Source organism: Flavobacterium sp. HJJ, from assembly GCF_015351475.1.
GTDB classification, from domain to species: domain Bacteria; phylum Bacteroidota; class Bacteroidia; order Flavobacteriales; family Flavobacteriaceae; genus Flavobacterium; species Flavobacterium marginilacus.
In genome coordinates this window covers 66,565-72,564 of the sequence record NZ_JADKPR010000025.1, presented here as the reverse complement: position 1 = coordinate 72,564, position 6,000 = coordinate 66,565, and the positions used below count along the sequence as shown (strand labels likewise).

The 6,000-nt window shown below is 35.7% G+C and carries 2 protein-coding genes; both read left to right on the top strand.

Annotation, left to right across the window (positions count from 1 at the left end):
* A partial coding sequence (locus IRZ80_RS17245) for a T9SS type B sorting domain-containing protein (RefSeq protein WP_194642952.1) occupies window positions 1-4,812 on the top strand: 4,812 nt, incomplete at its 5' end.
* Between the two features lie 54 nt (window positions 4,813-4,866).
* A complete protein-coding gene (locus IRZ80_RS17240; RefSeq protein WP_194642950.1) occupies window positions 4,867-5,805 on the top strand; it encodes a type IX secretion system membrane protein PorP/SprF in 939 nt (312 codons plus the stop codon).
* Window positions 5,806-6,000 lie beyond the last annotated feature (195 nt).

Sequence of the window (6,000 nt, the reverse complement as noted above, 5' to 3'; positions counted from 1 at the left end):
GTTGTAATTACAGAGCCAGCATCATTATCAGCTACGGCTTCTGTAACGCCATTTGGCTGTTCAATTACTAATGGACCTCAAGATGCAGTGATTACTATTAATGCAGTAGGAGGTACAACTCCGTACAGTTACAGTTTTGATGATGGCTTCACTTTCCAAACAAGTGCGTCATTAACTGTTAATAGTCCACAGACTATAAAATATGTAATTGTTGATGCTCATGGCTGTAGAGTAAATGGCTCTAAAGATGTATTACCATACACTCCACCAACGGATATGGACATAACAGCATCAGCTGTTTATTGCAATGCGCCGTCTGCTACTGTTACAATAAATTCTGTAACAGGAGGTGTAGCTTTATATACATACAATATTGACGGAGGTGCTTACCAAGCTTCAAATGTATTTAACAACTTACTTCCAAAAATATATGTCTTTGGAGTTAAGGATGCAAATGGCTGTAGTACTACTAAAGCTTTTGAAGTAAAAGAGGCTTCTGCAATTACTGCTTCAGGACAATTATTGAGTAATGTATTATGTAACGGTGGAGCTACCGGATCGGCTGCTTTCTCTGTTGCTAATTATATAACACCTGCTAACTATACTGTTATTTTAACGCCAAATAATGGAGTTAAATCTCAAAGTGGTGATGTTATTACTTATACTGATTTACCTGCAGGTTCTTATACGTTTGCTGTTACAGATAATACATCAGGATGTATGGCTACAGTAGCTAACTTCATCATTGATGATGTTTTAGCATTAGATTTTACAAGTACAGCTTCTAATATTAATTGTAACACTGATACAGCTACAATTTCAGTAACAGCCACAGGTGGTAAAGCTCCATATAAATATGCGGTGGCTAGAGCAACTGATCCAGTTCCTGGATTAGCAAGTTTTATTACGAATGATCAATTAGTCGTAGATACTAACAATGGTAACGATAAGGATTGGATTGTTTATGTAAGAGATGCAAATGGCTGTCCAATAAATAAACCACAGTCGATTGTTTTGGATGCGACTCCAACTATAACTTCAGCTATTGCTACACAATGTCCAAGTGCAACAGGTACTTATGATATTACAGTAACAGCGACAGGATTTAATACTGCTTTAAAATACAGTGTTGATGGGGTTAGTTTCCAAACGAGCAATATCATTACAGTAAATACTGCTGGAAACTATAATATTACAGTAAAAGATGCTAATGGATGTATTTCTGCCATTACTCCAGTAACTATTTATGATCCGTTAATCTTAACGCCGGCAATAACTTATTTACCAAATTGTGGTGATGGCGTAATAGCAGTTCAAACTACTGGTGGTACAGGTAATTATATTTATAATATTGATAATGGACCATTTGGAGCAGCAACTCCTTTCGCAGCTGTTGCAGCAGGAAATCATATAATAGGTGTTCGTGATACTACTACTTTGTGTGAGGTATTTGTACCAATTACTGTGATTAAAGCAACACAAATTACAGGTTTTGATGCTATCCCTAGTCCAGTTACTTGTAAAGGAGGAAATGATGGTAGTATTATTGCAGTTATGGATACTCCAGCTGCTGGAGTAAATGATAATCCAGTGTATACGTATACTTTATCAGGTACTGAAAATCGTGCTTCACAAGTTTCACCTCTATTCACAGGATTAGCTGGTGGTTCGTATACGGTTACAGTTACTTCTGGAAGAGGCTGTTCTGAATCAGTTACTATTGTTGTACCAGAACCTGGAATTATTAATGTACCAGCTCCAGTTGTAACTGAGTTTGGCTGTACAACAGGTAATGGAACCAATTATGCTTCTATTTCAGTAGGATTGCCAACAGGAGGTTCTAATGTTTTCACAATTTATGAATTTATAAAAAATGGTAATCCTATTCCAGTTCAGAGAGGAAATAATCCAGTTTATATTGAATCTGATTTATTGGGAAGTGTTTATAATTATGTGATCAATGTATATGACAGCAAAGGATGTGTAGGTACTACTACGGCAGTAATCAAACCATTTATTGGTATCGATTTTGCAGCTCCTTCTGGAGTAACTGTAATCAAACCTATAACATGTATCAGTAACGAAGATATTCAGGTTAATGTAACGACTACTGGCGGAACACCAGCTTCGTTAAATTATACTATTGAAGGAACAGCTACAAATGCAGCAGCTTATCCGTCTCAAACGAATACTTCTGGTCAATTTACTAATTTAACAGTTGGCAGTTATACTATTACGGTTAGTAATCCTGTAACAGGATGTAGTTTGAAAACAGTTCATTATGTAAATGAACCAAATACATTTGATCTTGTTGCAAGCAATGTTAAAAATGTGACTTGCTATGGAACTTCTACAGGAAGTGTTGATTTGACTTATGTTGATAACCAGTTAGTTCCTTCTAATGACGCAGGTGCATTTAGATATACTATTACAGGTCCAACAGGCACTAGCCTTCCGATAACAACTTCGGGTGCTGCAATCAGTATTCCAAATTTACCAGCGGGAGTTTATATCGTTAAGGCAACTTTAGCAGCTGCTCCAACTTGTGAGGTTGAAACAACTTTCACAATTGCACAGCCGGCTTCAATATTGACAATTTCTGAAACGCATACTCCAATTACTTGTGATCCAGGTAACGACGGAACGATTTCAGTAAGTGCAGATGGCGGATGGTCAAGTGATTATCTATATGAGTTGGTTGGCCCTGTAAGTGTGGCGTATTCAGCTCAAAGTGATTTCAAAGATTTGACTGATGGACTTTATACCGTGAATGTTAAAGACATTAATGGCTGTATTGCAACAACTACTGTACAGTTGAGTAATCCAAAACCTATAATTGTTACGGCAAGTGCTGTGGCAAGCGTATTATCGTGTAATGGAGATTCAACAGGAGAAATTGTTGTTAATCCTCCAACAGGCGGTCAAGGAAGTAATTATTCTTACATCTTGAATTATATTTCTGCTAATCCAGTTATTTCTTCTGCGCCACAGTCAAGCCCTATTTTCTCAGGTCTTAGAGCTGGAACGTATTCAGTAACAGTTGTTGATGGACTTGGTTGTACTTCACAGCCAACCGCCAATATCGTATTAACTGATCCAGCTAAAGTTGAAGCAGTATTAGTATTGGCAAGTGGTAAAACTTGTCAAAATGATGCTACAGTTACTTTGAGCGCAACTGGCGGTAAAGGACCATATGAGTATAGTTCTGATATCAATTTCGCAACAACATTAGGCACATTCGCATCATCGAAAACGTTTAGTGTTGGATTAGGGGATCATCAGTATTATGTTAGAGATGCTAATGGATGTGTTGGTTTTATTTCGAACAATGTTAACATAGCTCAAATAACTCCTTTATCTCTTACTTTAGATTTGAGTAATGCAGTAGTTATGTGTAATGGTTCTTCTACAGCAGTTATCGATGCATCTGCTTTAGGTGGTTTAGGTAATTATGGATTCACATTGTTAGATAATGCAAATAATGTAATTAGACCTCTTCAGGCAACTGGTTATTTCGAAAATCTTCCTAAAGGTGACTATATAGTTCGTGTAGATAGCGGTGATTGTCAGTTGGAGAAAGCGGCAGCTATTACTGAGCCAAAAACGGCAGTAACTGCTACGTATGCTGTTACTCCTATTACTTGTAATGGTTACGATGATGGTAAAATTGTAATTAACGCTTCTGGTGGAACTGGAAATATTACATATGCAATTTCGCCTAATATGAATCAATTCTTTGAAACCAATACATTTAATAATTTGAAATCAGGTTTCTATGATATAGTTGTTCAGGATCAAAATGGATGTTTCATTGTACTTGATGATATTGAAATTAAAGAGCCACCAGCTATTATTGCGAATGTAGTTCTAGGATCGATTAAACAATCTGTTTGTTCTGATTTTGATGAAGGTGCTTTTACTATTACAATCGCTGGAGGAGTTGGACCATATAGTACGAGTATCGATAATGAAGATGGACCGTATGTTCAGGGTCAATTATCATTTAATAAGTTATCAGGCGGTAATCATACTGTTTATATCAAAGATGCAAATACTTGTACATACCCATTAGTGATTCCGTTAAATCCTTCAGTTACTTTGGATCCATCTGCTGCTGTTTCTTATGACTGTGTGAACGATTTACCAGCCAATAAAGTTATTGTGACTATTGATCCAAGTAATAAGCCGGCAGATGTTGTATATTCATTGGATAGTAACTCTGCAACACAGACAAGTAATGTGTTTACAAATCTTGCTTCTGGTGATCATTTTATAATGGTTCATCATAAAAACGGCTGCGTAGATGCTACTCCAGTTTTCCATATCAATCAAGTTGATCCTTTGGGAATGACTTTAGATCTTGGAAGATTAAATGAAATTGTAGCTACAGTAACTGGCGGTTCTGGAGTGTATCATTATTCTGTAAATGGAGAGGATATAGGATCAAGTAATAAATACGTTTATTATCATACTGGCGACTATACGTTTACTGTAACAGACAGTAATGGCTGTTCATTAAGTATAACAAAACATTTTGAATTCGTTGATATAGAAATTCCAAATGTCTTTACGCCAAACGGTAATGGTCCAAATCCTACTTGGAAACCGAACAAAACGGAAAACTATCCAGACCTTAAGTTTGTTGTATATGACCGTTATGGACGTGAAGTTGGGCATTTTGGAGCAGGAGAATCTTGGGATGGTAAATACAAAGGGGCTGAATTGCCAATGGGTGATTACTGGTATGTATTGAAACTACGAAATTCTAAAGATGACCGTGAATTTATTGGACACTTTACTTTATACAGATAAGAACAATAGGATGTGAAAAGTTGTCTTAGAATAAAAAAAATGAAAATGAAAAAAATGAAAAAGATCTTAATCAGTATTTTGCTTTTGACTGTAGCCAGCAGCTACAGTCAAGAGTTAAATGTTCCCGTAGCGACTCAGTACTTAGCAGATAATCCATATGTACTTTCACCTACTTATGCAGGAATCGGCGATAATTTTAGAATTAACATGAATGGTTATAAACAATGGGTAGGAGTTGAAGATGCTCCTCAGAGTCAGGCACTGTATGCTGATTTTAGGATTTTAGATCAATCAGGTTTGGGATTAAGTATCTACAATGACTCCAACGGTTATACTAAACAGGCGGGTGGTAAACTGACATTTGCTCATCATATTATTTTAGGTTATTATTCCAAAGAATATCTTTCATTTGGTATATCATACCTTTATAATTCATTTAGGCTTAATACTGAGAAATTTCAAGGTATTACTGATAATCGAGCTAACAACAACAACAATTTTGAGGTTGGTCTGCTATATCGAAATAAAGGATTTTATTTAAGTGCTACAGCCACTAATATTTTGAAGAAAAACCTAAACTTTGATATCGCTTATGAGCCAAATTTACTTACAAATTATCAGTTGTATGGCGGTTATGTGATGGATATTGGTGACAGAACCGAATTAGAACCTTCAGCTTTTTATCAGTATTATCAAAGTGACGGCCGTTCGGTAACGGATTTGAATTTCAAATACAGAAAGTTTAACCGATATGAAGATTACTATTGGGTAGGTGCTTCTTATCGTTTCTTGAATGATCAGATTGGGAAACCATTAGCAATCGGACCTATTGTCGGATTTTTAAAAGGGTATATTTCTGTTGGTTATTCGTATCAAATTACATTAAATGATTTAGCTGCTTATAATTCGGGAACACATTCTTTAACGATTGGATTTAGATTCCTTCAGGGATTAAGTAACTGTCCTTGTACTCAAAGTCCGGTTCACGATTAATAAGCGGTTATATAAAATTAAAAGTTCCTATCGATTCTTGTACATAGAATCCATAGGAGCTTTTTTTTACTGCGAAGTTTGAATATGTATAAGGTGTTTTATTTTTAGCAATTTGTCAAATAGGTTGTGTTTATTTTGTATTTACATCGATTTCGTTAGTAATTTCATATTTTTTTTAGAATTATAAAATTTAAT